Origin of the sequence: Nocardioides terrae (assembly GCF_900112345.1) — a bacterium.
GTDB classification, from domain to species: Bacteria; Actinomycetota; Actinomycetes; order Propionibacteriales; family Nocardioidaceae; genus Nocardioides; species Nocardioides terrae.
In genome coordinates, this window is the sequence record NZ_FOLB01000016.1 from 21,711 (window position 1) to 48,538 (window position 26,828).

A 26,828-nucleotide genomic window follows, 5' to 3' on the forward strand; every position below is an offset into this window, starting at 1 on the left:
CCGATGCTAGCCGTCGGCGGGCAGCGGAGCGGCCGGAGTTCTGGCCACGACCGCCGCCGCCGCGACCAGGTCCCAGCCCGGCCGGAACTGGTTGCGTCTCGGGATCCGCGGACCGTGCTCGTCGTACAGGTCGAGGAGGCGTTTCACCGAGGCGATGACCTCGGCGTCGGGGTCGTCGTGCGGCACGCGACAGGCATGGCGCGCGACATCGAGCCCGACACCCGGCTCGTCGCCGCGCTGCAGCGCCTCGAGCGAGGTGAGGAGGTTGGTCGAGATGACCTCGAGCAACGGGCTGAGCGGGCGAGCCTCACCGGCCGGGGCCGAGCCCAGGTCGAGGGGCTCGGCGGACTCCACGAGCCGGGCGAACTGTCCCCCGATGACGCCCACGATCTGATCAGGGTCGAGTCCCGCCTGCCAGGCGCACCGGGCCGTGCTCATGGTGTGGGACAGCGGGGTGCTGTAGGGCAGGTCGCTGGCGTTGAGGATCCGACCCGGCGGGACGAGACGGAAGAGGGCGAGCAGCTGGGCGGGCGTCCACCAAGCGGTGTCGAAGAACAGGTTGGGAGTCTCGTCTACGTGGCGCCAGAGCCAGCCGATGTCGGTCAGGGCGCAGTGCGCGAGCACCAGCCGGAGCCGGGGCCACCTCCTGCAGACCGCCAGCGCCTGGTGGCCGACCGAGCCGCCCTCAGGGCCGGCGTGGACGATCACGGGGAGCCTCTGGTCGTGGGCGATCTCGTAGATGTGCTCCAGGCCCGGGTCGTCGAGGTCGAACTCGTCGCTGGACAGGTGCAGCTTGAGGCCGCGGGCGCCGGCGGCGAGCCCCTCCTCGACGACGGCACGAGGGTCGTTCGGGGTCAGCCGCAGGAAGGCGACCAGCCGGTCCGGATGCTCGGACGCCGCCTCGAGACAGGCTCGGTTGGCCTCGCGATAGCCGTCATCGGGCTCCGCCAGCGGGAACACCGCGGCGCGGGCATCCACGGCGGCCAAGGCATCGACGAGCTCGTCCAGCTGCGCCGTGAAGCCGCTGGGGTCGTGCTGGCCGATGTGCGTGTGTGCGTCGAAGATGTCGCGGCTCGGCAGGCCGTCGAGGACGGCCTCGAGCCAGGGCTGCACCAGATGGTCGGCGTACATCCCCTCAGCTCCAGGAGCTCGGGCCGCTCGAGCCGGCGGCGTAGGTGTCCAGCGGCACCTTGTCCTCGCGCCAGGCCTCGAGGACCGGCTCCACGATCCGCCAGCACTCCTCCGCGTTGTCCCCCCGCACCGCCAGGAGGGGGTCGCCGTCGAGGATGCCGGCCAGGACCTCGCCGTACGCCAGCAGATCACCCGCTTCCAGCTCGGCGGACGGGGAGACGGTTTCGAGGTCGAACGGGTCACCGGGGCCGGAGACGTCGAGGTGGAGGGCCAGTCCAGCCGGCTTGAACCCGATGACGATTTGGTCGCTGGTGTCGTTGCCGAGCAGGCCGGTGGGCAGGTGCGGGGTCGGCTTGAGCGTCACCACGGCCTCCTTGCGCGGCCGGCCGAGCGCCTTGCCGGACCGCAGCACGACGGGCACTCCTGACCAGCGCCAGGTGTCCACCTCGACGGTGAGCTCGGCCAGGGTCTCGGTCCGCCGGGACGCGTCCACCCCGGGCTCGCGGCTGTACGCCGACAGCTTGCGGCCGTCGAGGGTGCCGGCCGTGTAGCGGGCGCGACGAGACGCCTCCCGCGGCGCACCTCGCAGTCGCGTGGCGCGTAGGACCTGCCCCTTCGCGTCGCGCAGGTCCCGCTCGTCGATCCGGCTGATCGGCTCCATCATCAACAGCGCCATCACCTGCAGCAGGTGGCTCTGCAGCATGTCGACGAGAGCGCCGGCCTTGTCGTAGTAGCCGGCACGGCCCTCGAGCGCGAGCGACTCGTCGTAGACGATCTCGATCGACTCGACGTGCTGGTTGTTCCACACCGGTTCGAAGAGCCTGTTCGAGAAGCGGGTGCCGATGAGGTTGAGGACGTCGCTGCGGCCCATGAAGTGGTCGACCCGGAAGATCTGGTTCTCGGGCACCAGGGTGCCGACGAGCTGGTTGAGCGCACGAGCACCCGCGAGGTCGGTGCCGAACGGCTTCTCCATCGCCAGCACCGTCCCCTCCGGCAGGTCGAGCTGCTGCAGGGCCTGACAGGCGCGGGCCGTGATCGCCGGGGGCAGGGCGAAGAAGAGCGCCGGCGTCCCGTCGCACTCCGCCAGCAGCGACTCGAGCTCCTCCACGGACGTCACATCGCATCGGCGGTAGCGGCTGCGCTGCGCCGTACGGGAGACCCGGGGCCCCGCGCCACCCTCGCCGAAGGCGTCCCCGACCCGCTGTCGCCATTGCTCGTCGCTCAGGTCGGACAGGCCCGCGCCGAGCAGCTGGATCGACCTGGCGTCGCCCCAGTCGCTGCCCAGCAGGGAGGCCAGGCCCGGCAGCAGCAGCCTGCGCGTGAGGTCGCCGTCGGCGCCCAGCACGACCAATGTCTTGATCTGAGTCGTCGTCGTCACGGGTGTGCGGTACCCACCGCACGCGATCCGGCGACGGGCAGCGTCACGGGGATCGAGGCGGGCTGCCTCAGGTGTGCTGGAACAGCGCGGCGAACTCCGCTGCCGGCACCGGTCGGCCCAGCAGGAAGCCTTGGGCCTCGTCGCAGCCGAGACGACGGAGGAAGTCCTGCTGCGCCTCCGCCTCGACGCCCTCGGCGGTCACCGACAGCCCGAAGGAGTGGGCCAGCGCGATAGCCGCCCGCACGATGGCGGCGTCGCCCGGCTCCCTCAGCATGCCGTCGACGAAGGAGCGGTCGATCTTGAGCGAGGTGGCGTCGAAGCGACGCAGGTAGTCGAGGCTCGAGTAGCCCGTGCCGAAGTCGTCGATCGCCAGCTTGATGCCGACGTCCCGGAGGCGGCCGAAGACGGCGACCACGGTCTCCACGTCCTGGGCCAGCTGGGACTCGGTGAGCTCGAGCTCGAGGAGCTCGGGCGGGAAACCGGTGCTCTCCAGGACGCCGGTCACCCAGCCGACCGGGTCGCGTTGGAAGAGCTGAGCGGCCGAGATGTTCACCGCGATCGACACCGGGGGCAGGCCGGCGTCCAGCCAGGCGCGGCCCTGCCGGCAGGCCGTCTCCAGGACCCACTCCCCGATCGGCAGGATCAACCCCGAGTCCTCGGCGATCGGAATGAAGTCGGCCGGGGAGATCGAGCCGTGCACCGGGTGGTCCCAGCGCAGCAGGGCCTCGCAACCGGTGATCGTCCGGCGGCCCAGGTCGATCTTGGGCTGGAACGCCAGCCACAGCTGTCCCTCGTCCGCGGCGCGACGGAGGTCGATCTCCATCTCGGTGCGCCGCTGCGCCTTGGCGGCCATCTCCGGCGCGAACGCACGGAAGGCGCTGCGGCCGGCCGCCTTGGCGTAGTACATCGCCATGTCGGCGTGGTCGATCAGCTCGGCTCCGTTCGCCCCGTCCCGCGGATAGAAGCTGACGCCGATGCTGCCGGTCAGGTGGATGCGCCGCCCCTCGACCAGGAACGGCTCGGTGAACGAGTCGACGAGCCGCTGCGCCATCTCCTCGATGTCCTCGGTCCGGTCGACCCGCGGCGCCAGGACGACGAACTCGTCGCCGCCCATCCGCGCGACGGTGTCGTCGAGACAGACGAGCGTCCGCAGCCGTCGGGCCACCACCTGGAGCACGCCGTCGCCGAACGGGTGGCCGAAGCCGTCGTTGACGATCTTGAACCGGTCGAGGTCGATGTCCAGCAGCGCGATGAGGTGCCCGTCGCGCTCGGCGGCCTCGATGGCCCGCGTGAGCTCGTCGTGCAGCAGGCTGCGGTTGGCCAAGCCGGTGAGCGAGTCGTGGGTGGCCTCGTACTGCAGGCGCTGCTGCAGCGCCACCTGCTCGGCCATCGGCAGTGCGATGCCGACGTAGCCGGGCTCGCCACCGTGGGTGAACCGCCGGCCGGTGAAGAGGTACGGCAACCCCGGGCCGTCCTTGCGCTGGAAGTCGGCCCACACCTGGCCGCTCCCGGAGGCGAAGACCTCCTCGATCGCGGCGGACACCCGAGGTCGGTCGTCGGGCGGGAAGAGGTCGGTGGCCGACATGCCCGCCAGCTCTTCGTCGGTGTAGCCGGTGACCTCGGTCAGGGCGGCGTTCCAGCGCACGAGCCGTAGGTCCGCGTCCACGTGGTAGAGCGCTCCGGGAAGGCTCTCGAACAGCGCTGAGGTGTAGTCGGCGGCCTCCCGAAGCTGCCGGCGCGCGTCGTGCTCGGCGGTCACGTCGCGGAGGGTGCCCATCATGCGTACCGGCATTCCATCGCTGTCGCAGAGCACGCTTCCGCGGCCGAGCACGGTGGCGTAGCCGCCGTCATCACGGCGCAGTCGGTACTCCTCCGACCAGAGCCGCTCGGGGTGCTCGGAAGCCCCGCGGAGGCTGGCGATGACCCGTTCGGCGTCGTCCGGGTGGAGGCGCTCAGCCCACGCGGCAGTCGTGCTCGTGCCCAGCAGGCCGGTGATGCCGAGCGTGGAGCTGTAGGGCGAGTCGTGCCACTCGATCCGGTCGTCGAGCGACCAGTTCCAGACTGCTTCGCCCGTCGCCCGGATGAGTGGATCGAACAGCTCGCTCTCGCTCATGACATCTCCCGGGATCGACGACGTGCTCCTCGCAACCGCCCCTATCGGCCGCGCCCGGGACGATCGGAGGAATGTTGCTCCGACGCCCCAGGACGGACGGTACGTCGTTCGACCGGCTCAGCCTGCGTCGACGTCGCCGCGCCACCCGCCGGTCTCGCTGCCGCGTGACTCGATGAACTGCTTGAACCGCTCGGCGTCCTTCTTGACCTGGTGGTCGTCGATGTTCACGGCCGAGCCGATCTTCTCGACCAGGTCGGTCGGCTCCCAGTCGAGCTGGATCATGACGCGCGTCTTGTTCTCGTCGAGCCGGTGGAAGGTGACCACGCCGGCGTGCTTGCTGTCGCCGCTCGTGCTGCGCCAGGCGACCCGCTCGTCGGGGTGCTGCTCGGTGACCTCGGTGTCGAACTCACGCGTGACACCGGCGATGTTGGTGACCCAGTGGTTGTGGGTGTCGTCGAGCTGGGTGATCGACTCGACCCCGGACATGAAGTTCGGGAAGGACTCGAACTGCGTCCACTGGTTGTAGGCCACGCTCACCGGGACGTCGACGTCGACGGACTGCTGGATCTGGCTCAAGAGTCTCTCCTCGTTTCAATCTGGCTGTAGACCCTCCGTGCCCGATCGGCTCCGCCCGAAAACGGCCTAGGCTGGCGGGGTGTCCTTCGAGGTCGCGGCCGAGGCCTACGACCGCTTCATGGGCCGGTTCTCCCGGCCGCTGGCGGTCGACTTCCTTGCGTGGTCCGGCCCCGGTGACGGACCGCCGGTCCTCGACGTCGGAGCCGGCGCGGGCGCGCTGACCTCCCGGCTGGTGCAGGCCGGGACCGACCGGGTGCACGCGGTCGACCCGAGCGCGGCCTTCGTGGCCGAGCTGCGGCGCCGGCTGCCCGGTGTCGACGTCCACCAGGCGGCCGCCGAGAGGTTGCCCTTCGGCGACGGCACGTTCGGGGCGGCGTACGCCCAGCTCGTCGTGCACTTCATGACCGACCCGGTCGCCGGCCTGGCCGAGATGGGCAGGGTCGTACGTCGGGGAGGGACCGTCGCCGCCTGCGTGTGGGACTTCGCCGAGGGATCGCCGATCGGCCCCTTCTGGGACGCGGCCCGAGCGGCCGATCCGGACGCGCCGACCGAGACCCGACGGCCCGGGACCCGGCGGGGCGAGCTGACCCGGTTCGCCGCCGAGGCCGGGCTCGACGAGATCGTCGAGGGCTCGATCGAGGTCGTCGTGCCGATGGGCTCGTTCGAGGAGTGGTGGAAGCCGTTCACGCTCGGCGTCGGCCCCGCGGGTGACTACGTCGCGCGCCTCTCCCCCGCTGTCCGGACAGCACTGAGGGACTCGTGTCGCGCGAGACTGCCCGAGCCGCCCTTCGACGTGACGGCGCGGGCGTGGGCGGTGCGCGCGGCGCCGCGGGTCTGAGCCGGCCTGAGCCGGCCTGGGCCGGTCTGAGCCGGTCTGAGCCGGTCTGGCCCGGCTGGCCCGGTGCACTACGGTCAAGCACCATGACGACCTTCCTGGTCACCGGTGCCACCGGGTTCGTGGGCGGCCGGCTGGCCACCCGTCTGGCCGCCGACGGGCACGACGTGCGCGCGATGACCCGGCACGCCGACACCTACCGGGGCGCCGGGACGCCCGTGCACGGCGACGTGTCCGACCCGGCGACGCTCCTGCCGGCGCTGACCGGGGTGGACGTCGCGTTCTACCTCGTCCACGCGCTGGGCGACGCCGACTTCGAGGCGGCGGACGCCGCCGCCGCGCGGGCGTTCGGCGAGCAGGCCGCAGCGGCGGGCGTCCGTCGCATCGTCTACCTCGGCGGCCTCGGCAGCGACGACGCCGAGCTGTCGGCGCACCTCCGCTCCCGGCGTCACGTCGAGCGACTGCTGGGCGAGGCCGGCGTCCCGGTCACGGTGCTCCGGGCGGCGATCGTCGTCGGCCACGGTGGCGCCTCGTGGGAGATCACCCGCCAGCTCATCGAGCACCTGCCGGTGATGGTGGTGCCGCGCTGGGCGCACACCCGCACGCAGCCGATCGGGATCGACGACGTGGTCCGCTACCTGGTGGCGGCGGGTTCCGACGACCGGGCGACGGGCCGGGCGTTCGAGGTGGGCGGCGCGGACACGTTGACCTACCTCGAGATGCTCCGCATCGCCGCCGAGGTCCGGATGGGCCGACGGCGGCCGACGCTCGCGGTGCCGATCCTCACGCCGCGGCTGTCGTCGTACTGGCTGGCCCTGGTGACGGACGTCGACGTCACGACGGGCCGCAACCTGATCGACTCGATGGGCGTGGAGGTCGTGGTCACCGACCACTCGATCGCCGAGATCTCCCCCGAGCCGCCGCTCGGCTACCGCGAGCAGGTCATCCGGGCGCTCGCCGAGCGGGCTCAGGAGAAGAGCGCGGGCAGGGCGTAGAGCATCGTCGCCGACCAGGTGACGTGGGTGAGCGCGGGCGCCAGGACGCCGCCCGTCACCGCTCGCTCGACGCCGACCACGGCTCCGAGCACCAGCGAGGCGAAGGTCAGCATCACGTTGCCGGTGACGGCGGTGACCACGACGTAGGCGAGCGTGGTGACCACGACCGGGTGGCCGGGAACGGCCGCGAACAGCGCGCCACGGAAGAAGACCTCCTCGCCGATCCCGCTGGCCACCGTCACGGCGAGCACCGCGAGCCCGGCGCCCCGGTCGGCGTAGGCGACGACGTCCTCGACCGGTCCGGAGAGGAGGCTGACGTCGCGCAGCACCAGTGCACCGACGACGAAGAGCACCGCGAGGGCAGCGCCCGCCCCGACGCCGAGGACCACCGGGACACGGCCCCGGAACTCGCCCAGTGGCAGCGGGCCGGCCGCCAGCCCGCCCCCGAGCCAGACCACGGCGAGCAGCACCGTCGCGGCGTAGAACATGGAGCTGCCCGGCTCGGAGTGCAGCGACCAGGCCAGCACCGCCGCGCCGACGAGGCACGTCCCGGCCGTGACGAGGCGTCTGCGGCCGACCCCGGCCGACGGGTCGGCGGTGGGGGTCGCGACGTGCTCAGGCTCGTGGCTCACTACTCGGCGAACGCCTCCACCGGCGGGCAGGCGCAGACCAGGTTGCGGTCGCCGTATGCGTTGTCGATGCGCGCGACGGGCGCCCAGTACTTGTCGGGCGTGATGCCGGCCGGGAAGACGGCGAGCTCGCGGGAGTAGGGCTTGTCCCACTCACCGACGAGCGTGCGCGCGGTGTGCGGGGCGCCGCGGAGCACGGACGTCTCCGGGGTCCACTCCCCCGCTGCCACGCGGTCGATCTCGCCCTTGATCGCGATCATCGCGTCGACGAACCGGTCCAGCTCGCCGAGGTCCTCGGACTCCGTCGGCTCGACCATCAGCGTGCCGGCCACGGGGAAGGACATCGTCGGGGCGTGGAAGCCGTAGTCGATGAGCCGCTTGGCGACGTCCTCGACGGTCACGCCGGTCTCGGCGGTGATGCCGCGCAGGTCGAGGATGCACTCGTGCGCGACAAGGCCGGAGTCGCCGCGGTAGAGCACCGGGTAGTGCTCGCCGAGCCGGGCGGCCATGTAGTTGGCGCTGAGCACCGCGCTGGCGGTGGCGCGGGTCAGGCCGGCAGCCCCCATCAGCCGGACGTAGGCCCACGAGATCGGCAGGATGCCGGCCGAGCCGTACGGCGCCGCCGAGATCGGGCCGATGCCGTCGCGCTTGGCCTCGTGGGGGTGGAGGGAGTGCGAGGGGAGGTACGGCGCCAGGTGGGCGCGCACTGCGACCGGACCGACGCCCGGGCCACCGCCGCCGTGCGGGATGCAGAACGTCTTGTGCAGGTTGAGGTGGGAGACATCGCCGCCGAACTCACCCGGCTTGGCGTAGCCGAGCAGCGCGTTGAAGTTGGCGCCGTCGATGTAGACCTGGCCTCCGTGGCTGTGCACGATCTCGCACAGCTCGGTGATGCCCTCCTCGTAGACGCCGTGCGTCGACGGGTAGGTGACCATGATCGCGGCGAGGTCGTCGCTGTGCTTCTCACACTGCTCGCGCAGGTCGTCGAGGTCGACCGTGCCGTCCTCGGCGGACTTCACCACGACGACCCGCATGCCGGCCATCACGGCCGACGCGGCGTTGGTGCCGTGGGCCGAGCTCGGCAACAGGCAGACGTCGCGCTGCGCCTGGCCGTTGGCGTGGTGGTAGCCGCGGATGGCCAGCAGGCCGGCCAGCTCGCCCTGCGAGCCGGCGTTGGGCTGGATGGAGACCTTGTCGTAGCCGGTGACGGCCGCCAGCCAGCCCTCGAGCTCGTCGACGAGCCGGCGGTAGCCGGCCGCGTCCTCGGCCGGGACGAACGGGTGCAGGTCGGCGAAGCCGGGCAGCGAGATGGGCTCCATCTCGGTGGTCGCGTTGAGCTTCATCGTGCAGGAGCCGAGCGGGATCATGCCGCGGTCGAGCGCGTAGTCGCGGGCCGACAGCCGGTGCAGGTAGCGCAGCATCTGCGTCTCGCTGTGGTGGGCGTTGAACACCTCGTGGGTGAGGTAGGGCGTCGTCCGGGCCAACGCCTCGGGCAGGCCCGAGCCGGTGGTCCGGTCGAGCTCGTCGAGGTCGGCGGTCACGCCGAACGCCCGCAGCACGCTGCTGATCGTCGAGCGGGTCGTGGTCTCGGAGGTGGAGAGCGAGACCGTGTCGGCGTCGACGCCGCGCAGGTGCAGGCCCAGGGCCCGGGCCGAGGAGACGACGCCGGCGGCGCCGCCGCCGGGCACCTTGACGGTCACGGTGTCGAAGAAGGGGTCGGTGACGACCTCGAGGCCGCCGGAGCGCAGCGCGGCGGCCAGCACGGCGGCGTACCGGTGGGTGCGGGTCGCGATGGCCTTGAGCCCCTCGGGGCCGTGGTAGACGGCGTACATCGACGCCGCGACCGCCAGCAGGACCTGGGCCGTGCAGATGTTGGACGTCGCCTTGTCGCGACGGATGTGCTGCTCGCGGGTCTGCAGCGCGAGGCGGTACGCCGGCCGGCCGTCCGCGTCGACCGAGACGCCGACGAGGCGGCCGGGCATGTGCCGCTCGAGACCCTTGCCGACCGCCATGAAGCCGGCGTGCGGCCCGCCGTAGAACAGCGGCACGCCGAAGCGCTGCGAGGATCCGACGACGACGTCGGCCCCGAGCTCACCGGGCGCCTCGAGGAGGGTGAGTGCGAGCAGGTCGGCAGCGACCACCGCGAGGGCGTTGCGCTCGTGGGCCGCGGCGATGACGGCGCGCGGGTCGGCGACGCGACCGGAGGCACCGGGGTACTGGACCAGCACGCCGCAGAGCTCGCCGTCCGGGAGCCCGTCGGCGAGGTCGGCGACGACGACCTCGATGCCCATCGCGACCGCACGGGTGCGGACCACGTCGATCGTCTGCGGCAGTGCGTCGGCGTCGACGACGAACGGGCCGGCCGCCTTCTTGTTGGCGCGGCGGACCAGCGTCATCGCCTCGGCGGCGGCGGTGCCCTCGTCGAGCAGCGAAGCGTTGGCGGTCGGCAGGCCGGTCAGGTCACCGACCATCGTCTGGAAGTTGATGAGCGCCTCGAGGCGGCCCTGGGAGATCTCCGGCTGGTAGGGCGTGTAGGCGGTGTACCAGCTCGGGTCCTCGAGCACGTTGCGGCGGATGACCGGCGGAGTGATGGTGCCGTGGTAGCCGAGGCCGATGAGCGACTCCCCCGGCATGTTCTGCCCGGCGATCTCGCGGGCGAGGGCGGCCACGCCGCTCTCTGACAGGGGCGAGGGCAGGTCCAGCGACTCCGCCGAGCGGATGCCGGCGGGCACCGCGGCGTCCATCAGCTCGTCGAGCGAGGCATAGCCGAGCCGCTCGAGCATGAGCCGCTCGGCGTCGCGGTCGATGCCGACGTGGCGGTCGACGAAAGGCAGGGCTCCATCGAGCTCGGAGAGGGACGGGAAGTCTGTCACGGGGGCTCCTCGGGCGGCGTACGCACTGACGGGCCTCCCCCTCTGTCACCCCGGGGTCGGGGCTTCAGACTTGCCTGGTCCGCGTGGTCGTGGCGCCTGAGAGTTTCCGGGGAGGAATTGCCCCTTCGGCGTCCCTGTCGGGCAGGGACTCTCCCACACGGGATCTGCAGCGTGACCAGTCTAGACGGAGCGAACCCCCGGTCCGTCATCGACGGTCCGGGGGTTCGTTGTGTGTGCTTCTGCGGCCGGTGTCAGCCGATCTTGCGCGCCGCGCGTCGCGCGGCGAGCTCGTCACCCGGGCTGGGCTCGTCGCTCGCCTCGTCGGCCGCGCGCTCGCTGGGCAGGTCGGAGAGGGTGCCCTCGATCTCGCGCCAGACGCCGCCGATCGCGATGCCGAACACGCCCTGACCACCCTGGAGCAGGTCGATGACCTCGTCGCTGCTGGTGCACTCGTAGACCGAGGCGCCGTCGCTCATCAGCGTGACGCGGGTGAGGTCCTCGGTGCCGCGCTCGCGCAGGTGGGTCACCGCGGTGCGGATCTGCTGCAGCGAGATCCCGGCGTCCAGCAGGCGCTTGACGATCTTGAGGATCAGGATGTCGCGGAACGAGTAGAGCCGCTGGGTGCCGGAGCCGGTGGCGCCGCGCACGCTGGGCTCGACCAGGCCGGTCCGGGCCCAGTAGTCCAGCTGGCGATAGGTGATCCCGGCGGCGTTGCACGCGGTGGGACCGCGGTAGCCGAGGTCGCTGGGCAGGGGCGAGACGTCGTCGGTGAAGAGCAGCCCTTGTTCGTCTGCCTGCTCCGCCGCGAGGAGTGTCTCGGCAGCGACGCCGCTCTCCTGCTCGTGCTCGTTCACGCGGTCCTCCGTGAGGGGTCTACTCCGTTGAGCGTAACCCCGGCTGGGGAAGGTCCGCGAGCCGCTCGGGAGAGCGAACGTCACGGTTGGAGTTACAACGGAGACAGTTCAAGGTAGGTCCCCGCAGCAGCCGGGTCAAAGACATGCCCGGCGTGTCGCAACCCTCAACCTCAACTTGAGACTGAGGTCCCAGGCCTCAGTGAGCGTCGAAGTCCTCGGGCGTCACGTGGTCGAGAAACTCGCGGAACTTCTCGACCTCGTCCTCCTGCTCGGCGGGCACGGCGAGCCCCGCCTCGTCGAGGACCTCCTCGGCGCACACGATCCGGGTGCCGGTGCGCAGCGCCAGCGCGATCGAGTCGGACGGGCGGGCGCTGACCTCGGCCCCGGAGGAGAAGACCAGCACGGCGAAGAAGACGCCGTCGCGCACCTCCGTGATCCGGACCTCGTTCAGCTCGGCCTGCAGCGCGCCGATCACGTCCTTCATCAGGTCGTGCGTGAGCGGTCTCGGCGGCACCACGCCCTGCTGGGCGAAGGCGATCGCCGTCGCCTCCACGGCACCGATCCAGATCGGGAGGTACCGCTCCCCGGACACCTCGCGCAGCAGCACGAGCGGCTGGTTCGAGGGCATCTCGACCCGGACTCCCATGACGTCGACCTCTCGCACGTCCTCAACCCTACTCCGCGCCGACAGCCAGACCAGCGAGGCCCGATCGCCGCCTCAGGAGGGCCGGAGGCCGGCCTTGACCAGCGTCGCGTGCAGCCGGACGGAGAGCGCGGCGAGCTGGCCGGCGGTCTCCTCCACCTTGGCGCGGGCGGTCGGGTCCGACGTACGCCGGAGCGGCGCGACGACCTGCTCGACGAGCCCGACCTCGCGGTCGGCGGCGGCCTTGAGCCCGCGCAGGTGCCGCGGCTCGAGCCCGTAGCCGGCGAGCTCGCGGGCGGTCTGCACGATGACGAGGTCGTCGGTGTCGTAGTGGCCGGTGCGCGACGGGGAGACGAGGCCGAACCCCTCGAGCTCGGCCAGGAGCTCGTCGGTGACGTCGGCGACCTTGACCAGCTCCTTGCGCGAGAGCCGCAGCCCGTCACGGCGGAGGAACGACTCCGCACTCGGCATGCCGTCGGCCGCGAGCGCCACCTGGGGCACCGTCGGCACGGTCGGCGCGATGGCCGGCGGTTCGAGTCCGCGGTCCATCGCGTCGAGGTGCTCGCCGATCACCTTGAGCGGCAGGTAGTGGTCGCGCTGCATGCGGAGGACGTAGCGCAGGCGGTCGATGTCGCCGCGGGAGTACTTGCGGTAGCCCGACGGCGTCCGCTCGGGCTTGACCAGACCCTTCTCCTCCAGGAACCGGATCTTGGGGATGCTGATCTCGGGGAAGTCGTCGCGCAGGAGCGCGAGCACCTCCCCGATCGTGTGGCGTTCGGACGCGGAGCCGGACGCCGCGCTGGTCGCCGTCACCATGCGGTCAGGCCTCGTGCCCCGCGTAGAACACGAGCCGGTACTTGCCGATCTGGACCTCGTCGCCGTCCTTGAGGACCACCTGCTCGATCCTGTCCCGGTTGACGTAGGTGCCGTTGAGGCTGCCGGCGTCGCTCACGGTGAAGGTGTCGCTGGTGCGGGCGAACTCGGCGTGCCGCCGCGAGACGGTGACGTCGTCGAGGAAGATCTCGCTGTCGGGGTGGCGGCCCGCGCTGACCAGGTCGCGGTCGAGCAGGAACCGGCTGCCCGAGCCGGGCCCGCGCTGCACCACGAGCATCGCGTGGCCGCGCGGTAGCGCGTCGACGGCGGCGGCGTCGACCGCGTTGAGCAGGCGGTCGGACGTCTCGCTGTTGGGGTCACCGAACTGGATCGTCGCCGTCGCGTCGGACGGCTCGGGCAGCTTGGTCCCGCACTGGGCGCAGAACCGGGCTCCCTCGGGATTCTGGCTCCCGCACGCCGTGCAGACGAGCATCTTCTCTCCGTCCGTTCCGCTGACCCTCAGCCTCAGATTGAGCGTTATCCGAACCTATCAGCCCGTCCGCGCGAGGCAAGCGGAACGGCCCGGATCCACAGGCTCAGCCCTCGAGGGTCGCCTGGTAGGCCGCGGCGTCGATGAGGCCGTCGAGGGCGGCCGGGTCGGACGGCACGAGCTCGAAGAGCCAGCCGCCGCCGTACGGGTCGTCGTTGACGAGCTCGGGCGTCGCGTCGAGCGCGTCGTTGATGGCGACGACCTCGCCGGAGACGGGCGCGTAGACGTCGCTCACCGACTTCGTCGACTCCAGCTCGCCGCACGCGCCGCCGGCCCCGACCGTGGCGCCGACCTCGGGGAGCGAGACGTAGACGATGTCGCCGAGTGCGTCCTGGGCGTAGTGGGTGATGCCGATGCGCACGGAGCCCTCGTGGTCGCCGGGGGTGCGGACCCACTCGTGCTCGGCGGTGTAGCGAAGGTCCTCGGGGTACGACACGGGCCTCTCCTGTCGGTCTGCGACCGGCACGGGCCGGTCGGTGGTCGATGCCATCGGGGTCGGCAGCGCAACCCGCGCGAACCGCACCCTACTGCTAGCCCTGGCCGCCGGACGACCCGGATCCCTCGTCGTCGTCGGTGCGGACGGCGCGGATGTCGACCCGGTTGAGCTCCTGGACGTCGACGGTCGCCCCGTCGTCCTCGAACTCGTCCTTCGGGCCGCGCAGGAAGGTGATCGCGCCGGAGAGCAGCGACGGCTCGCCGATCGCCTCGACGACGTACGGCGGCTCGAGGACGGTGCCGTCGACGAGAAGCCCGCCGGCCACCTTGTCGAAGGACGACTGCGCGACGAGGCGCACCTTGCGGTTGACCTGGATCGCCTCGGCGCCGGTCGAACGCAGCTCCTGGATCAGGTCGATGAAGCTGTCGACGTTGATCTCGGCCGTCTCCTCCGTGACGGTGACCCGGACTCCCGGGCCGGTCACGGGGATGCGGCCGGCGAGGACGTTGAGCGTGTCGACCTGCGACTTCGCCTCGTCCAGGGCGGCCTGGCGGCGCAACGTCGTCGACTTGAGGTCGTCGCGGCGCTGCTCGAGCCGGGACAGCTCGGACTGCGCGCGCTGCGTGGTGTTGGACAGGCCGTTGAGGACGTCGATGAGGTCCTGCTCGCGGTAGCCGGCGTACGAGCTGTCCGCGTCCGTGGTGCGGACCTGGACGACGGCGCCGAAGCCGAGCAGGGCGAGCAGCACCGCCACCACGATCTGGCTGCGCCGCGGGCGGCCGAGGTCGCGCAGCAGGCGGGCGCGGCCGGGAGGGTCGGACTGGTCCGGCTGCTCCGGCTGCTCCGGCCCCTCCGGCTGGTCCAGCCGGTCCAGCCGGTCCGGCTGCTGCGGCTCAGGCATGGAACAGGTGCCGACGGATCGCGGCGACGTTGGAGAAGATCCGGATGCCGAGGACCACGATGACGCCGGTCGAGAGCTGGCCGCCCACGCCCAGCTTGTCGCCGAGGTAGACGATCCCGGCCGCGATCACGACGTTGCTCAGGAACGAGACGACGAAGACCTTGTCGTCGAAGATGCCGTCGAGGTAGGCGCGCAGCGCGCCGAAGACCGCGTCGAGCGCCGCGACGACGGCGATCGGCAGGTAGGGCTCGAGGCCGGTGGGGACGTCGGGCTGGAAGATGAGTCCCAGGACGACGCCGACGAGGAGCCCGAGTGCGGCGATCACGGTGAGTCCTCCTTGTTGACCGGTGGCTTGGCGGGCGCCGAGTTGTCGGCCCGTGCGCTGTGCAGCGTCATCATGCCCGGAGGTGCCGCCGGCAGCCGAACCTCGTCGCGGTCCTGCATCGTGACCGACATGCCGTACCGCTCGGTGAGCGAGGCGAACTCCGACCCCGACGCCGACTCGGCGAGGTCGGCCTGCAGGGTGCGCCTGTCGCCGACGGCGAGCACCGTGTAGGGCGGCGACAGGGACACGCCGTTGATCCCGATCGCCTGGCCGGAGTTGCGCAGCGAGCTCAGCACCGAGACGCGCTGGCCGTTGATCGAGACCGCGCTGGCCCCCGCCTTCCAGAGACCGTTGACGAGCAGCGCGAGGTCGTTGTCGCGGACCCGGCCGGGCATGCCGCCGTCCGGAGAGTCGTCCACGATGATCCGGACTCCCGGGCCGCTGACGGCCGCGAAGCCGGTCCGGGCCTCGAGGTCGGCGCGGGTGGCGGTGACGGTGCTGAGCCGTTGACCGACGTCGGCATCCTTGCCCTCGGCGCTCGCGTTGTCGGTGTGCAGGCGAGCGATCCGGTCCTGGACGTCGGCGAGGTTGGCGCGGCGGGTCTCGATGCGAGAGATCAGCTGCTCGCGGCCGGCGGAGGTGACCTCGGCGCTCCGCGCGGTCTGCACGGCCGCGACCGCGAGCAGCGCCCCGAAGATCAGGATGGTGACGACGGTCCGCACGCTGCGCCCGGTGGGCTCGGCCGGCGGGCGTACGCCGGCGCGGCGCTGCTCCGCGACGTGCTGGTAGTCCTCGTCGAGCGACTCCCGGGTGATCACGTCGAGCAGCGGCGCGGTGACCCTGGGTGGCAGCGCACCGGCAGCGGCGGCGTACGCGGCATGTTCGCGCGGCATCAGGATCGTGCGCCTCGCCGTGGGGTGGTCAGCATCAGGCGCCGGGCCTGCCAGGCGTAGAGGATGCCGGCCCACCAGTAGAGGCCGATCCCCCAGAAGGCGAACGCCCAGCCGAAGACCTTGGCCAGCATCGCGGGCGAGCTGTCGCCCTCGCCGAGGAAGAGCAGCGGGAAGGCGTAGAGCAGGCAGAAGGTCGCCGCCTTGCCGATGAAGTGGACCGGGAGGCTCGTGTAGCCGCGGGTGCGCAGCAGCGGCACCAGCCCCCAGAGCAGGACGTCGCGCAGCGGCAGGAGCACCGCCAGCCACCACGGGATCACGTCGCGCAGCGCGAGCCCGACCACCACGGCGAGCAGGTAGAGGCGGTCGGCGATGGGGTCGAGCAGCTCGCCGAGCAGGGAGAGCTGGTTCCACCGGCGGGCGAGGAAGCCGTCGAGCCAGTCGGTGATGCCCGAGACGACGAGCAGGCCGACGGCGATGCCGTCCTTCTCCGGGCCGAGGACCAGCCACAGGAAGAGCGGGACGCCCAGCAGGCGCAGGGCGCTCAGCAGGTTCGGCACCGTCCACACGAGGTCGGCGCGGGGTCGTGCGGGCGTCTCCCCGGTTGGCCGCGCAGTCACGTCGAACACCCTAGTTCTCCCCGGTCCCCGCGCTGCTCACGCGTCACCGTGAGCGGCGTCACGGATCTCGCCGACGAGCTCCTCGATCACGTCCTCGAGGGTGGCGACGCCGATCGTCCTGCCGTCGGCGTCGACCACCCGGGCCATGTGCGCGCCCTTGCGCTGCAGCGTCTCGAGCGCGTCGTGCAACGCGTCGTCGTGGTGCACGGCGGCCAGCGGACGGATCCACTTGTCCTCGATCGGGCGCTCGCGCCGCTCCGGGTCGGGCTCCAGAACGTCCTTGATGTGGAGGTAGCCGACCAGCCCCCCACCGGCCCGGTCGAGCACCGGGAAGCGCGAGAAGCCGGTCGCGGCGCAGAGCCCCTCGACGTAGGCGCCGGACGCGCCCCGGGTGACGGTCGTCAGCTCCGCGAGGGGCAGTACGACGGCGCGCACCGTCTTCTCGGTGAAGCCGAGCGCGCCGGCGAGCCGGTCGTACTCCCCCGCCTCGAGGAGACCCTCGCCGTGGGACTCCTCGACGAGCACCGCGACCTGCTCGAGGGTGTAGGTCGACTCGACCTCGGCCTTGGGCTCGACCCGGATCAGGCGCAGGGTCCCGCGCGCGACGGCGTCGAGCACGGCGATCACCGGGCGGAGCACCGAGACGAGGGCGAACATGGCGGGTGCCAGGACGAGGACGGCCCGCTCGGGGCCCGCCAGGGTGATGTTCTTGGGCACCATCTCGCCCAGCACGACGTGCAGGAAGGCGACCAGGCCCAGCGCGACCACGAACGAGACGGGGTGGAGCACCTGCTCGGGCGCGCCGACGACGTCGAGGACGGGGTCGAGCAGGTGGGCGATCGACGGCTCGGCGACGGCACCGAGCAGCACGGAGCAGAGGGTGACGCCGAGCTGGATGCCGGCCACCATCGAGCTGACGTGCTCCATCGCGCGCAGGGTCGTGCGCGCCATCCGCGAGCCCTGCTGGGCGAGCGGCTCGATCTGGCTGCGCCGGGCGGAGATCAGCGCGAACTCCGTCGCGACGAAGAACGCGTTGCCCGCCAGCAGCAGCAGCGACAGGAACAGGCCGACGGGGGCGCTCACGGGCGGGCCTCCCTGCCGGGCGAGACCCTGAGGGCGACGCGGTCGACGCGCAGGCCGTCCATCTGCTCGACGGTCAGGAACACCAGCCGCTCGACGACCTCTTCCGGGTCGGACCGGTCCGGGACGGCCACCTCGGCGACGTCGCCGCGCTGCGGGACCCGGCCGAGCGTGGACATGATGAGCCCGCCGACGGTGTCGTAGTCCTCGCCCTCGGGCAGCTCGATCCCGGTGAGGTCCTCGACCTCGTCGGGGCGCAGCAGGCCGCTGAGCGACCAGGAGCCGTCGCGACGCAACCGCGCCTGGGCGCGGATCGAGTCGTGCTCGTCGGCGATGTCACCGACGATCTCCTCGATGACGTCCTCGAGGGTGACGATGCCCGCCTGGCCGCCGTACTCGTCCAGCACGACCGCCATCTGGAAGCCCTCGCTGCGCAGCAGCGCCATCAGCGGGTCCAGCCGCAGGGAGTCCGGGACGACGACCGGCTTGGCCATCAGGTGCTTGACCCGGGTGGTGCTGCGCTCGTGGACGGGGAGGCCGACGGCGTTCTTCACGTGGATCGTCCCGACGACCGCGTCGTGCTCGTCGAGGACCGGGAACCGCGAGTGGCCGGTGCGTCGCGCCAGCTCGATGACTGCCTCGGCGCGGTCGCCCTCGTCGAGGCTGAAGGTCCGCATCCGGGGCGTCATGATCTCGCCCGCGGTGCGGGTGCCGAACTCGACGCTGCGCTCGATCAGCTCGGCCGCGTCGGCGTCGAGGGTCCCCTCGTCGGCGCTGCGCTGGATCAGCGAGGCCAGCTCGGTCGAGCTGCGCGCCGAGCGGAGCTCCTCCTGCGGCTCGACGCCGAGGCGGCGTACCAGCGCGTTGGCGGTGCCGTTGAGGATCCGGATCGGGAACCCGTTGACCGCCGTGAACGTGCGGAGGAAGCCCTGCGTGGCCTTGGCGGTCCCCATCGGCAGCGCGAGCGCGATGTTCTTCGGCACCAGCTCGCCGAACACCATCGTCACGAGGGTCGAGACGATCAGGCCGACCGTGACGGCGGTCGGGCCGACCGCACCGTCGGGCACGCCGAGCGAGGTCAGCGGGTCGCGGATGAGCTTCGAGGTCGTCGGCTCGGCCAGCCAGCCGATGCCGAGGTTGGTGATCGTGATGCCGAGCTGCGCTCCGGAGAGGTTGCTGGACAGGCGGCGCAGCGACTTCTGCACGCCGAGGGCGCGACCGTCACCGCCGTCGGCCTGACGGGCGACGGCGCTTCGGTCGACGGTGACCAGGGCGAACTCGGCCGCCACGAAGACGCCGCAGAGGATCACCAGGGCGAGGGCGACGAGCAACAGGAGGTAGACGTTCATCGGGGACGGGTCCCCTGCCTACTTCGGCCTTCCATGGGGTGTGCTGTGCGTCCTTCGCTTGGCAGTGGTCCGCCCACTCTACGGGAGCGGGCTTCCGCCGCCGAAGGAGTCGAGCACAGCGGTCCCGGTGAAGAGCCGGTACGGCGACACGCTCGACGTCGCCCGCTGCCGGATCGCGTCGGCCGGCAGCCGGGTGCCGGCCACCAGCACGAGGTTGCCCTCGCGACGGCCCTTGAGGGTGGCCGGCTCGGCCCCGACGAGCACCTCGTCGAAGACGTCGCGGATGCCGGCGACGGCGCTGCGGACGAGCGAGAAGGGAGCTCGGTCCGCGAGATTGGCCACCAGCAGCCCGCTGTCGACCAGGACGCGACGGACCTGCCCGAGGAAGGCAGCGCCGAGCAGCTCGGGCGGCACCGCGCCGCCGGCGAACGCGTCGAGCACGACGACGTCCATCGCGTCGTCCCGCACGGCGGGCAGCCCGGCCACCCCGTCGACCTCGCGGATCCTGATCCCGCTGCGCGGAGGCAGGGGCAGCCGCCGGCGTACCTCTTCCACGAGGGCGGAGTCGGGCTCCATGACGACCTGGCCCGAGCGCGGCCGGGTGTGGGCGACGTAGCGCGGCAGCGTCATGGCCGCGCCGCCGACGTGCAGCACACGGAGGGGCTCCCCCGGCGGCGCCGCGAGGTCGAGGACGTCGGCGATCCGCCGCATGTAGTCGAAGCCGAGCCAGGTCGGGTCAGCGGGATCGAGCAGCGACTGGGCGCGGCCGTCGAGCCACAGCACGTGGGACCCGGGGCGATCGCCCTCGGTGAACGTGGCCGGCATGCGGGAAGGATGCCACTTCGGCTGCGAATGGCGGTCGTGGAGCCCGGGCACCACGATGCATGAGCAAGCGGACCCACGAGACAAGCGCTTCGGCGACGCAGGAGAACGCTCCGCATCCCGACAGCGCCGCCAAGCCGGACTCGCCGGCGGACCTCAAGAAGCCGTCCTGGTGGTACGTCGCCCGCAAGACCGTGCGCGAGTTCTCCGACGACCAGTGCACCGACCTGGCCGCCGCACTGACCTACTACGCGGTGCTCGCGCTGTTCCCCGCCGCGATCGCGCTCCTGTCGCTCGTCGGACTGGTCGGCCAGGGACCGAAGACCGTGGACACGCTGCTCCAGATCCTGCGTGACATCGGTGCCTCGGGCGCTGCGAACACCCTCGAGCCGACCCTGACCGAGCTGAGCAAGTCCGAGCGCTCGGGCATCGCCCTCGTCGTCGGCCTGGCTGCGGCGCTGTGGTCGGCGTCGGGCTACGTCGGCGCCTTCGGGCGAGGGATGAACCGGATCTACGAGATCGCGGAGGGGCGGCCGATCTGGAAGCTGCGCCCGACCATGCTGATCGTCACGGTCATCACGATCGTGCTGACCGCCGTGGTCGCCATCGGCCTGGTGCTGACCGGGCCGGCGGCCCAGGCCGTCGGCGACGCCATCGGTCTCGGCGACGCCGCGGTGACCGCGTGGAACATCGCCAAGTGGCCGGTCCTGCTCGTCGTCGTGATCCTGATCGTGGCACTGCTCTACTACGCGACGCCCAACGTCAAGCAGCCCAAGTTCCGATGGATCAGCGTGGGCGCCATCGTCGCGATCGTCACGTGGATCATCGCGTCGGCCGCGTTCGGGTTCTACGTCGCCAACTTCTCCAGCTATGACAAGACCTACGGCTCCCTCGCCGGGGTGATCGTCTTCCTGCTGTGGCTGTGGCTCACCAACCTCGCGCTGCTGTTCGGCGCCGAGCTCGACGCCGAGCTCGAGCGCGGACGCCAGCTCCAGGCCGGCATCGCGGCGGAGCGGGAGATCCAGCTGCCGCCGCGCGACACCCGCAAGAGCGACAAGGCAGCAGAGAAGGAGCAGGCCGACATCGAGCGCGGCCGGGCGCTGCGGCGCAGCCACGGGGAGACCGACGACCTGGACGAGCACGACGGTCGTGACAGTCGTGACGGTCGTGACGACGCAGGCGGGCGATGAGCGCCGCCCACGGGTCCGCGACGTCGCGCGGGCTGGCAGGGTTCGGAACCCTGGCCATGATGCGAGGAGCACCATCGCGGCCGCGCGTATGCTGTCAGGCTTTGCGGACCTGCGGCTCCGCGACGGTGGTCGAGGCCGCCAAAGACCCCAAGAGGGCCAGTGCGTGTGCGGTCCGAGAAGCGGGTTCGGCGGCGTAGACGGTCAGGCTCAAGCCGGGATCTGAAACCATGTCGACGCTCTCGTAGGCGAGCTCGAGCTCGCCGACGGCTGTGTGGTGGAACCTCTTGGTACCGGCGCCATGGAGGCGGACGTCGTGGCTGGACCATCGGCGCCGGAACTCCTCGCTGCGGGTGGCGAGCTCGCCGACGAGGTCGTGCATCAGCCGGTCGTGGGGGTCGCGGCCGGCCTCGGTGCGCAAGATGGCTACGGCGGTGTCGGCGGCGGTGTCCCAGTCGGGATAGAAGCGCCGAGAGTCGTCGTCGAGGAAGGTGTACCGAGCGAAGTTCGGGACCGGTCCGGTCGCGCGCTCGTAGAGGGATTCGTGCATGGCGCGTCCGAGCGGGTTGGTGGCCAGCAGGTCCATGCGCCCGTTGCGGATCAGGGCCGGTCCGCCCGTGATGGCGTCCAGCACCCAGGTCAGGCTCGGACGCGGCATCCAGGTCTTGGCACGACGACGAGGACGGAGGAGCTCGCTGGTCCCGTCCGCAGCCTGGGCGAGATTGAACAGGTGGCTGCGTTCGGCGTCGTCGAGGCGCAGGGCCCTGGCGATGGCGTCAAGGATCGAAGCACTCACCCCGGCGAGCGCGCCGCGCTCGAGCTTGGAGTAGTACTCGATGCTGACCCCGGCCAACGCGGCGACCTCGCCTCGCCGCAGGCCCGGGACCCGCCGCTGCCCGACGTCCGGGAGCCCGACGTCCTCAGGTGTCAACTTCGCGCGACGGGAGCTGAGGAACTCACTCGCCTCCGACCGGTTGTCCATGCCGTCGACGCTACCCGCGCCGCCGCGCACGAGGGATGCCCTGTTGGTACACCTCACAAGCGTGACTTCTTCGCGTCCGCGGCCGGGGGTTGCATGGAGGCATGCCACTCCCGCAGGGCCACACCCGCACCCCTGAGCGCTCCGCAGCAGCTGGCCCGACGCTCCCGGACGGGAGGTTGCCGCGTGCCGCGGCGCTGTCGGCCCCGGTGCTGGGGACGATCGTCCTCATCACCGCCATCGCACCGCTGGCCACCGACATGTACGTCCCCGCCTTCCCGCTGGTCGGCCGCGAGCTCGACGCGTCGGCGACCCAGGTGCAGTTGACGCTGACGACGTTCTTCCTCGGCATGGCGCTGGGACAGCTGGTCGGCGGGCCGTTCTCCGACCGCGTCGGTCGCCGCCGCCCGCCGCCCGCTGCTCGCGGCGTTGGCGGTGCTGGTGGTCACCTCGGTGGCGTGCGGGTTCAGCCCGACCGCGGCGGTGATGACGGCCGCGCGGCTGGTGCAGGGCTTCGCGGGCGGGTGGGCGATGGTGATCGCCCGTTCCGTGGTCGTGGATCTCACCGATGGCGTCCGGATGGTCCGCGCGATGAACGTGGTCGCCGCGGTCGGGGGTCTCGCCCCGGTCGTCGGCCCGTTGCTGGGTGCGCTGGTGCTGTCGGTGACGCACTGGCGCGTCTCGTTCTGGCTGGTCGCTGCCCTGGCTGCGATGATGCTCGCCGCGGTGGCGCTCGTCTTGCACGAGTCGCTTCCCGTCGAAAGCCGCCACCCGGGCGGCCTCGACCGTCTGCTCGGTGCGACCGGTGAGGTGCTGTCCTCGCGCGTGTTCAGCGGGCACCTGGTGGTGTTCGCGTTCTCGATGGGCACGACGTTCGCGTACGTGGCCACCTCCGCGTACGTGCTGCAGTCCATGAACGGTCTCACCCCGTTTCAGTACTCGATCGACTTCGCCGCCAACGCCGCCGGGATGACGGCTGCCGCCGTAGTGGCCGCCCGGTACGCCAAACGGCTCCCGGCCCGCGTCTTCGTCAAGATCGGACTCACCGCCACCGGCGTCGCGGGCGTCGTGCTCGCTGTCGGGGCCGTGTGGTTCTCGATGCCGCTCGCCTTCGCACTGGTCGGGTTCGTCGTCCTGATGACCGCCCAGGGACTTGTCGGCCCGAACGCGGGCGCGCTCGCCTCCGCCGCGGTCCCCGAGCACCCCGGCACCGGGTCGGCGCTCCTCGGCTTCCTACAGTGGGTGATGGCCGGCACGATCGCACCCCTGGCCGGCCTCGGCGGCGAGGACACCGCCGTCCCCATGGCCGCCATCGTCCTGCTCCTCACCGGCGCGTCCTGCATCGCCTACGTCGCCGCCGCCGGCCGCCGACCTTTCCGCGGACCGTGACGTCCGCAGCCCAGCCACGTCCGATCCCCGCAACGACGAAGGAGCACCATCACATGCGCGTCAACGCCTACGCAGCTCTGGCCGCCGGCCAGCCGCTGACCCCCACCACGATCGAGCGCCGCGAGGTCGGCCCGAACGACGTCCTCATCGCCATCGAGTACGCCGGCATCTGCCACTCCGACATCCACACCGTCAACGGCGAGTGGGGGCCGCAGCCCTTCCCGATCGTCCCCGGCCACGAGATCGTCGGCACCGTGGCGAAGGTCGGCTCCGACGTGACCCGCCACCAGGTCGGCGACCGCGTCGGCGTCGGCTGCATGGTCAACTCCTGCGGCGAGTGCACCAGCTGCCGCAAGGGCGACGAGCAGTACTGCCTCGCCGGAATGGTGCCGACCTACGCCGGCACGGACCGGGACGGCACCACCACCCAGGGCGGGTACGCGACACACGTAGTCGTCGACGCCGACTACGTGCTCTCCGTGCCGGCGAGCCTCGACCCGGCCGCTGCGGCGCCGCTGCTGTGCGCCGGCATCACCACCTACGCCCCGCTCCGGGGCTGGGGCGCCGGCCCGGGCAAGAAGGTCGCCATCGTCGGCCTGGGCGGCCTCGGCCACATGGCCGTCAAGATCGCCCATGCGCTCGGCGCGGAGGTCACCGTGCTCTCGCAGTCGCTGAAGAAGCAGGAGGACGGCCTGCGCCTCGGCGCCGACCACTACCACGCCACCTCCGACCCGGAGACGTTCCGGGCCCTGGCGGGCCGGTTCGACCTCATCCTCAACACCGTCAGCGCCCGGATCGACCTCGACGCCTACCTCGGCCTGCTCGCCGTCGACGGCACCCTGGTCAACGTCGGCGCCCCGGCCGAGCCACTCAGCGTGAACGTCTTCTCCCTCATCGGCGGCCGGCGGTCCCTAGCCGGCTCCATGATCGGCGGCATCGCCCCGACCCAGGAGATGCTCGACTTCTGCGCCGAGCACAACATCGGCGCCGAGGTCGAGGTCATCTCCGCCGACAAGGTCAATGCCGCCTATGAGCGCGTCCTCGCCTCGGACGTGCGCTACCGCTTCGTCATCGACATCCGCACGCTCGCCTGAGAGGACCCGGCCATGAAGTTCAGCAAGAGCGGAGGCCAGACCGCCACCGGCCCCACCGACTGGTTCACCGGCACCGTCTACATCGACGGCATCCGCAACCCTGACGAGCAGTCCGCCGTCGGCTGCGCACACGTCCGGTTCACGCCGGGCGCGCGCACTGCCTGGCACCACCACCCCAAGGGCCAGACCCTCTACGTCACCGACGGCATCGGCTACGTCGCTCGCCGCGGCGGCGACGGCGGTACCGAGGTTCAGGAGATCCGCCCGGGCGACGTCATCTACATCGAACCCGACGAAGAGCACTGGCACGGTGCCACACCTGACCGGTTCATGGCGCACGTCGCCATCCAAGAGGCCGACGAGTCTGGTCAGGTCGTGACCTGGCTCGAGCACGTCAGCGACGCCGAGTACCCATCCTGACCGGGTGCGCACTGGCTGAGGGCGGGCGACTCACCAGTCGCCCGCCCCCGCCGTTCCAGCAGCTCCTGCTGGCGCTGCTGTTCGCTGGCGACAGACAGCCGCGCGACCGCCTGATCGAAGATGCGCGCGGGGTCAGAACGATTGGTCCGGTGTGGCGGCGAGGGCGCGGCAACAGCTTCGCGCGCACGGTCACCACCGAGTTGTCGACCCCGGCCCGTGGTCAGGCCGACATCGACGTGATGTCGATTCTCATCACAGCCCTCATCGTGTCTGCTGCCGAGGAGCTCGGCGTTGCGACCAACTAAGGGATGCGGGTCTCGATCGTTCCGTCGCAGCCTCCCCGCGGTCCTGCCGCGACGCTTACCGCCGTCATTTCGATCCGCACGGGGACGGCGCCTCGCTGGAGAGTCTTCGGAGACTGGACGCGATGTACGGGCCAGACTCATCGTCCGCGGCCGCGTAAGTGACTCGGACACATGCGTCGAGTTCAGCCACCTTGGTGACGGCGTCCGTGGCGAAGCATTGGCCAGTTGCCGCGGGAGCCCCGACGCAAATGGTCTGCTGATCGACCTTGGTCACTCGCCCCACCAGAGAATGGTCGCGCTCCGCTGAGTTGCCGCAGGCGGCCAGGATGAGGACGAACATCAAGCTTCCAGTCTTCAACCGCACGCCGACCTCCGAAGTTGGAACGCCGATGGCGTCATCGTAGGCATCGATCAGGATCCACCTGGGTCATCAGGACCGCGAGCACGGCGGCGTCCGTCCTGACCATGCCGACGAAGACGCTCGGCCACGCCCACCAGTCGATCACGGACGAGTACTGCGTCGCGAAGCCGGCGATGGCCACGGACGTCTCGAACGTGCTCGATGAGGCGCTCGCGCCGTCTGACACGCACCACGCGGCCACGCACCTGTCGCCCTTTCACGGCGAAAGCCACGGGCAAACCCCGGATCAGGCGGATCAACTCAAGGCGAGACCGCCCCTGCCCTGAGTGTTTCCCCAGGTCAGAGGCGGTCTACTCGGTCGGGCTGACAGGATTTGAACCTACGACCCCTTGGATGAATCGAGGCCATCACAGTCAGTGCCGACAAGAACGGTGAAGAACGGTTTGCGCTGGTCAGACGCGGGACGGCGGTCCCGCGTCGATGCCGAGACTACCCGCCGATTGCTGAGAATCGACATCTGTAAGTGGCCACCCGGTGACGTCGTGCAGCGGGCGGAGCCACCGCTGCTCGCCGATCCCCTCCCGCCATTGAAGGCGGCGAGCTTCCCCTAACCGCGAGCGCCACTGGCGCGCCGGCGTCTCGGCGATTTGAGCCTCCTGAGCGAGCGTCACTGCCGTGAGTCATGGCGCCGTACACCGCCCAGAATGGGCGCCCCACACCGCCCAGTTAGACGCGGATTCACGACATCCATCGACCGTGATTGCCGGAACACGGTCGAGCTCGGTGCCCCGCTCCGCGTCGTCCAAGTGCGCGTTGGCCACACCCAGCGGAACGCCTAAATGTGATGACCAACCTCCCTGGACATCACACCTAAACCGCCGCGTCCGGGTGGCGCTGCGACGAAGACCAGTGGCCTCCCCTAGTCGACTGAATCGCGCTGGGTTTCGTTCCGCTTGATGAGTCAGGATGGGAACGATGGCCAGGTATACGAACGAGATGCGTGAGCGGGCGGTCCGGATGGTCGCCGAGGTCCGCCCGGAGCACCCGCACGAGACGGCCGCGCTGCGGCACGTCGCGGGGTTGTTGGGGATGAACGTCGAGACCCTGCGGCTGTGGGTCCACCGCGCGCAGGTCGATGCCGGAGTCCGGCCCGGGACGACCTCGGAGGAGGCTGAGGAGATCAAGCGCCTCAAGCGTGAGGTTGCCGAGCTTCGCAGGGCGAACGAGATCTTGAAGTCCGCCTCAGTGTTTTTCGCCAAGGAGCTCGACCGTCCCACGAC

At 71.2% G+C, this 26,828-nt stretch carries 27 protein-coding genes, 1 pseudogene and 1 riboswitch; of the genes and pseudogenes, 9 read left to right on the forward strand and 19 right to left on the reverse strand.

Annotated features, from left to right (window positions below; all coding sequences use genetic code 11):
- Positions 1-6: 6 nt before the first annotated feature.
- The 4 genes from BM236_RS17095 to BM236_RS17110 all read right to left on the reverse strand — a co-directional run bounded on the left by BM236_RS17095 (position 7) and on the right by BM236_RS17110 (position 5,198).
- Positions 7-1,131 carry an amidohydrolase family protein gene (locus tag BM236_RS17095; RefSeq protein WP_091126313.1) on the reverse strand — a complete coding sequence of 375 codons (1,125 nt, stop codon included), beginning with the start codon at positions 1,129-1,131 and terminating at the stop codon, positions 7-9.
- A gap of 4 nt (positions 1,132-1,135) precedes the next feature.
- Positions 1,136-2,509, reverse strand: a complete 1,374-nt coding sequence (locus BM236_RS17100; RefSeq protein WP_091126315.1) for a glucose-6-phosphate dehydrogenase — start codon at positions 2,507-2,509, stop codon at positions 1,136-1,138.
- Positions 2,510-2,576: 67 nt separating this feature from the next.
- The gene (locus tag BM236_RS17105; protein ID WP_091126316.1) at positions 2,577-4,622 is read right to left on the reverse strand and encodes a putative bifunctional diguanylate cyclase/phosphodiesterase; all 2,046 of its coding nucleotides are present in this window, start codon (positions 4,620-4,622) and stop codon (positions 2,577-2,579) included.
- Positions 4,623-4,739: 117 nt separating this feature from the next.
- The gene (locus BM236_RS17110; RefSeq protein ID WP_091126318.1) at positions 4,740-5,198 is read right to left on the reverse strand and encodes an SRPBCC family protein; all 459 of its coding nucleotides are present in this window, start codon (positions 5,196-5,198) and stop codon (positions 4,740-4,742) included.
- A 79-nt stretch (positions 5,199-5,277) separates the two neighbouring features.
- Here BM236_RS17110 and BM236_RS17115 point away from each other — a divergent pair, with 79 nt between their 5' ends.
- Together BM236_RS17115 and BM236_RS17120 are read left to right on the forward strand one after the other, a co-directional pair.
- Positions 5,278-6,036, forward strand: coding sequence for a class I SAM-dependent methyltransferase (locus tag BM236_RS17115; protein WP_091126319.1), 759 nt, complete (start codon positions 5,278-5,280; stop codon positions 6,034-6,036).
- A gap of 83 nt (positions 6,037-6,119) precedes the next feature.
- Positions 6,120-7,028 carry an NAD(P)H-binding protein gene (locus tag BM236_RS17120; protein ID WP_091126321.1) on the forward strand — a complete coding sequence of 303 codons (909 nt, stop codon included), beginning with the start codon at positions 6,120-6,122 and terminating at the stop codon, positions 7,026-7,028.
- On the opposite strand, the gene BM236_RS17125 is transcribed toward BM236_RS17120, so the two are convergent.
- From BM236_RS17125 to BM236_RS17190, 14 genes are all read right to left on the reverse strand, one after another.
- Positions 7,001-7,660 (reverse strand): CPBP family intramembrane glutamic endopeptidase, encoded by a 660-nt coding sequence (locus BM236_RS17125; RefSeq protein WP_091126322.1) that lies wholly within the window; start codon positions 7,658-7,660, stop codon positions 7,001-7,003. The two genes, BM236_RS17120 and BM236_RS17125, sit on opposite strands and share 28 nt — an antisense overlap.
- Positions 7,660-10,530, reverse strand: coding sequence for an aminomethyl-transferring glycine dehydrogenase (gene gcvP / locus BM236_RS17130; RefSeq protein WP_091126324.1), 2,871 nt, complete (start codon positions 10,528-10,530; stop codon positions 7,660-7,662). Before gcvP ends, BM236_RS17125 begins: the two co-directional genes overlap by 1 nt.
- 74 nt (positions 10,531-10,604) lie before the next feature.
- A riboswitch (glycine riboswitch) is annotated at positions 10,605-10,696 on the reverse strand.
- Positions 10,697-10,781: 85 nt separating this feature from the next.
- Entirely contained in the window at positions 10,782-11,384 is a 603-nt protein-coding gene (locus BM236_RS17135) for a MerR family transcriptional regulator (protein WP_091126326.1), read from the reverse strand.
- Positions 11,385-11,580: 196 nt separating this feature from the next.
- Positions 11,581-12,048 (reverse strand): bifunctional nuclease family protein, encoded by a 468-nt coding sequence (locus BM236_RS17140; protein WP_091126327.1) that lies wholly within the window; start codon positions 12,046-12,048, stop codon positions 11,581-11,583.
- A 54-nt stretch (positions 12,049-12,102) separates the two neighbouring features.
- Entirely contained in the window at positions 12,103-12,843 is a 741-nt protein-coding gene (gene ftsR / locus BM236_RS17145) for a transcriptional regulator FtsR (RefSeq protein ID WP_091126328.1), read from the reverse strand.
- A gap of 4 nt (positions 12,844-12,847) precedes the next feature.
- Positions 12,848-13,333, reverse strand: coding sequence for a double zinc ribbon and FHA domain-containing protein (locus tag BM236_RS17150; RefSeq protein ID WP_091126330.1), 486 nt, complete (start codon positions 13,331-13,333; stop codon positions 12,848-12,850).
- A gap of 103 nt (positions 13,334-13,436) precedes the next feature.
- On the reverse strand, positions 13,437-13,826 hold the full coding sequence (gene gcvH / locus BM236_RS17155) for a glycine cleavage system protein GcvH (RefSeq protein WP_245750402.1): 390 nt from the start codon (positions 13,824-13,826) through the stop codon (positions 13,437-13,439).
- Positions 13,827-13,920: 94 nt separating this feature from the next.
- Complete coding sequence (locus BM236_RS17160) at positions 13,921-14,727, reverse strand: DUF881 domain-containing protein (protein WP_091126332.1); 807 nt, start codon at positions 14,725-14,727, stop codon at positions 13,921-13,923.
- On the reverse strand, positions 14,720-15,052 hold the full coding sequence (locus BM236_RS17165; protein WP_091126333.1) for a small basic family protein: 333 nt from the start codon (positions 15,050-15,052) through the stop codon (positions 14,720-14,722). Before BM236_RS17165 ends, BM236_RS17160 begins: the two co-directional genes overlap by 8 nt.
- Positions 15,049-15,945 carry a DUF881 domain-containing protein gene (locus BM236_RS17170; RefSeq protein ID WP_091126335.1) on the reverse strand — a complete coding sequence of 299 codons (897 nt, stop codon included), beginning with the start codon at positions 15,943-15,945 and terminating at the stop codon, positions 15,049-15,051. The genes BM236_RS17165 and BM236_RS17170 overlap by 4 nt, the downstream gene beginning before the upstream one ends.
- Positions 15,945-16,571, reverse strand: coding sequence for a cardiolipin synthase ClsA (clsA, locus tag BM236_RS17175; protein WP_091126336.1), 627 nt, complete (start codon positions 16,569-16,571; stop codon positions 15,945-15,947). Before clsA ends, BM236_RS17170 begins: the two co-directional genes overlap by 1 nt.
- Positions 16,572-16,598: 27 nt before the next feature.
- A complete protein-coding gene (locus BM236_RS17180; RefSeq protein ID WP_091126337.1) occupies positions 16,599-17,645 on the reverse strand; it encodes a hemolysin family protein in 1,047 nt (348 codons plus the stop codon).
- Complete coding sequence (locus BM236_RS17185) at positions 17,642-18,991, reverse strand: hemolysin family protein (protein ID WP_091126339.1); 1,350 nt, start codon at positions 18,989-18,991, stop codon at positions 17,642-17,644. The genes BM236_RS17180 and BM236_RS17185 overlap by 4 nt, the downstream gene beginning before the upstream one ends.
- A 78-nt stretch (positions 18,992-19,069) precedes the next feature.
- The gene (locus tag BM236_RS17190; protein WP_091126341.1) at positions 19,070-19,816 is read right to left on the reverse strand and encodes a spermidine synthase; all 747 of its coding nucleotides are present in this window, start codon (positions 19,814-19,816) and stop codon (positions 19,070-19,072) included.
- A 59-nt stretch (positions 19,817-19,875) separates the two neighbouring features.
- Between BM236_RS17190 and BM236_RS17195 the strand changes: the two genes are divergently transcribed.
- Positions 19,876-21,003, forward strand: a complete 1,128-nt coding sequence (locus BM236_RS17195; RefSeq protein ID WP_217645393.1) for a YihY/virulence factor BrkB family protein — start codon at positions 19,876-19,878, stop codon at positions 21,001-21,003.
- A 94-nt stretch (positions 21,004-21,097) separates the two neighbouring features.
- Here the strand turns inward: BM236_RS17195 and BM236_RS17200 are convergent, their stop codons facing one another.
- Positions 21,098-21,982 (reverse strand): helix-turn-helix transcriptional regulator, encoded by an 885-nt coding sequence (locus BM236_RS17200; RefSeq protein ID WP_091126342.1) that lies wholly within the window; start codon positions 21,980-21,982, stop codon positions 21,098-21,100.
- Between the two features lie 257 nt (positions 21,983-22,239).
- Here BM236_RS17200 and BM236_RS19550 point away from each other — a divergent pair.
- The 6 genes and pseudogenes from BM236_RS19550 to BM236_RS17220 form a co-directional block, all read left to right on the forward strand.
- A pseudogene (locus BM236_RS19550) lies at positions 22,240-22,317 on the forward strand (hypothetical protein); the annotation flags it as partial.
- A gap of 97 nt (positions 22,318-22,414) precedes the next feature.
- A complete protein-coding gene (locus BM236_RS17205) occupies positions 22,415-23,368 on the forward strand; it encodes an MFS transporter (RefSeq protein WP_281247694.1) in 954 nt (317 codons plus the stop codon).
- Positions 23,369-23,421: 53 nt separating this feature from the next.
- The gene (locus tag BM236_RS17210; RefSeq protein WP_091126344.1) at positions 23,422-24,462 is read left to right on the forward strand and encodes an NAD(P)-dependent alcohol dehydrogenase; all 1,041 of its coding nucleotides are present in this window, start codon (positions 23,422-23,424) and stop codon (positions 24,460-24,462) included.
- Positions 24,463-24,474: 12 nt separating this feature from the next.
- Positions 24,475-24,882, forward strand: a complete 408-nt coding sequence (locus BM236_RS17215) for a (R)-mandelonitrile lyase (RefSeq protein WP_091126345.1) — start codon at positions 24,475-24,477, stop codon at positions 24,880-24,882.
- A 770-nt stretch (positions 24,883-25,652) separates the two neighbouring features.
- Complete coding sequence (locus BM236_RS18760) at positions 25,653-25,874, forward strand: hypothetical protein (protein WP_139230148.1); 222 nt, start codon at positions 25,653-25,655, stop codon at positions 25,872-25,874.
- A gap of 640 nt (positions 25,875-26,514) precedes the next feature.
- The coding region (locus BM236_RS17220; protein ID WP_139230149.1) for a transposase at positions 26,515-26,828 on the forward strand (314 nt) is incomplete at its 3' end.

Excerpts from the sequence above, each read along its gene's own strand:
- BM236_RS17095 (WP_091126313.1), bottom strand. The coding sequence starts at position 1,131 with ATGTACGCCGACCATCTGGTGCAGCCCTGGCTCGAGGCCGTCCTCGAC.
- BM236_RS17105 (WP_091126316.1), bottom strand. The coding sequence starts at position 4,622 with ATGAGCGAGAGCGAGCTGTTCGATCCACTCATCCGGGCGACGGGCGAA.
- BM236_RS17120 (WP_091126321.1), top strand. The coding sequence starts at position 6,120 with ATGACGACCTTCCTGGTCACCGGTGCCACCGGGTTCGTGGGCGGCCGG.
- ftsR (WP_091126328.1), bottom strand. The coding sequence starts at position 12,843 with ATGGTGACGGCGACCAGCGCGGCGTCCGGCTCCGCGTCCGAACGCCAC.
- BM236_RS17150 (WP_091126330.1), bottom strand. The coding sequence starts at position 13,333 with ATGCTCGTCTGCACGGCGTGCGGGAGCCAGAATCCCGAGGGAGCCCGG.
- BM236_RS17160 (WP_091126332.1), bottom strand. The coding sequence starts at position 14,727 with ATGCCTGAGCCGCAGCAGCCGGACCGGCTGGACCGGCTGGACCAGCCG.
- BM236_RS17170 (WP_091126335.1), bottom strand. The coding sequence starts at position 15,945 with ATGCCGCGCGAACATGCCGCGTACGCCGCCGCTGCCGGTGCGCTGCCA.
- BM236_RS17185 (WP_091126339.1), bottom strand. The coding sequence starts at position 18,991 with ATGAACGTCTACCTCCTGTTGCTCGTCGCCCTCGCCCTGGTGATCCTC.
- BM236_RS17190 (WP_091126341.1), bottom strand. The coding sequence starts at position 19,816 with ATGCCGGCCACGTTCACCGAGGGCGATCGCCCCGGGTCCCACGTGCTG.
- BM236_RS17195 (WP_217645393.1), top strand. The coding sequence starts at position 19,876 with ATGAGCAAGCGGACCCACGAGACAAGCGCTTCGGCGACGCAGGAGAAC.
- BM236_RS17200 (WP_091126342.1), bottom strand. The coding sequence starts at position 21,982 with ATGGACAACCGGTCGGAGGCGAGTGAGTTCCTCAGCTCCCGTCGCGCG.
- BM236_RS17210 (WP_091126344.1), top strand. The coding sequence starts at position 23,422 with ATGCGCGTCAACGCCTACGCAGCTCTGGCCGCCGGCCAGCCGCTGACC.
- BM236_RS17215 (WP_091126345.1), top strand. The coding sequence starts at position 24,475 with ATGAAGTTCAGCAAGAGCGGAGGCCAGACCGCCACCGGCCCCACCGAC.
- BM236_RS18760 (WP_139230148.1), top strand. The coding sequence starts at position 25,653 with ATGCCGACGAAGACGCTCGGCCACGCCCACCAGTCGATCACGGACGAG.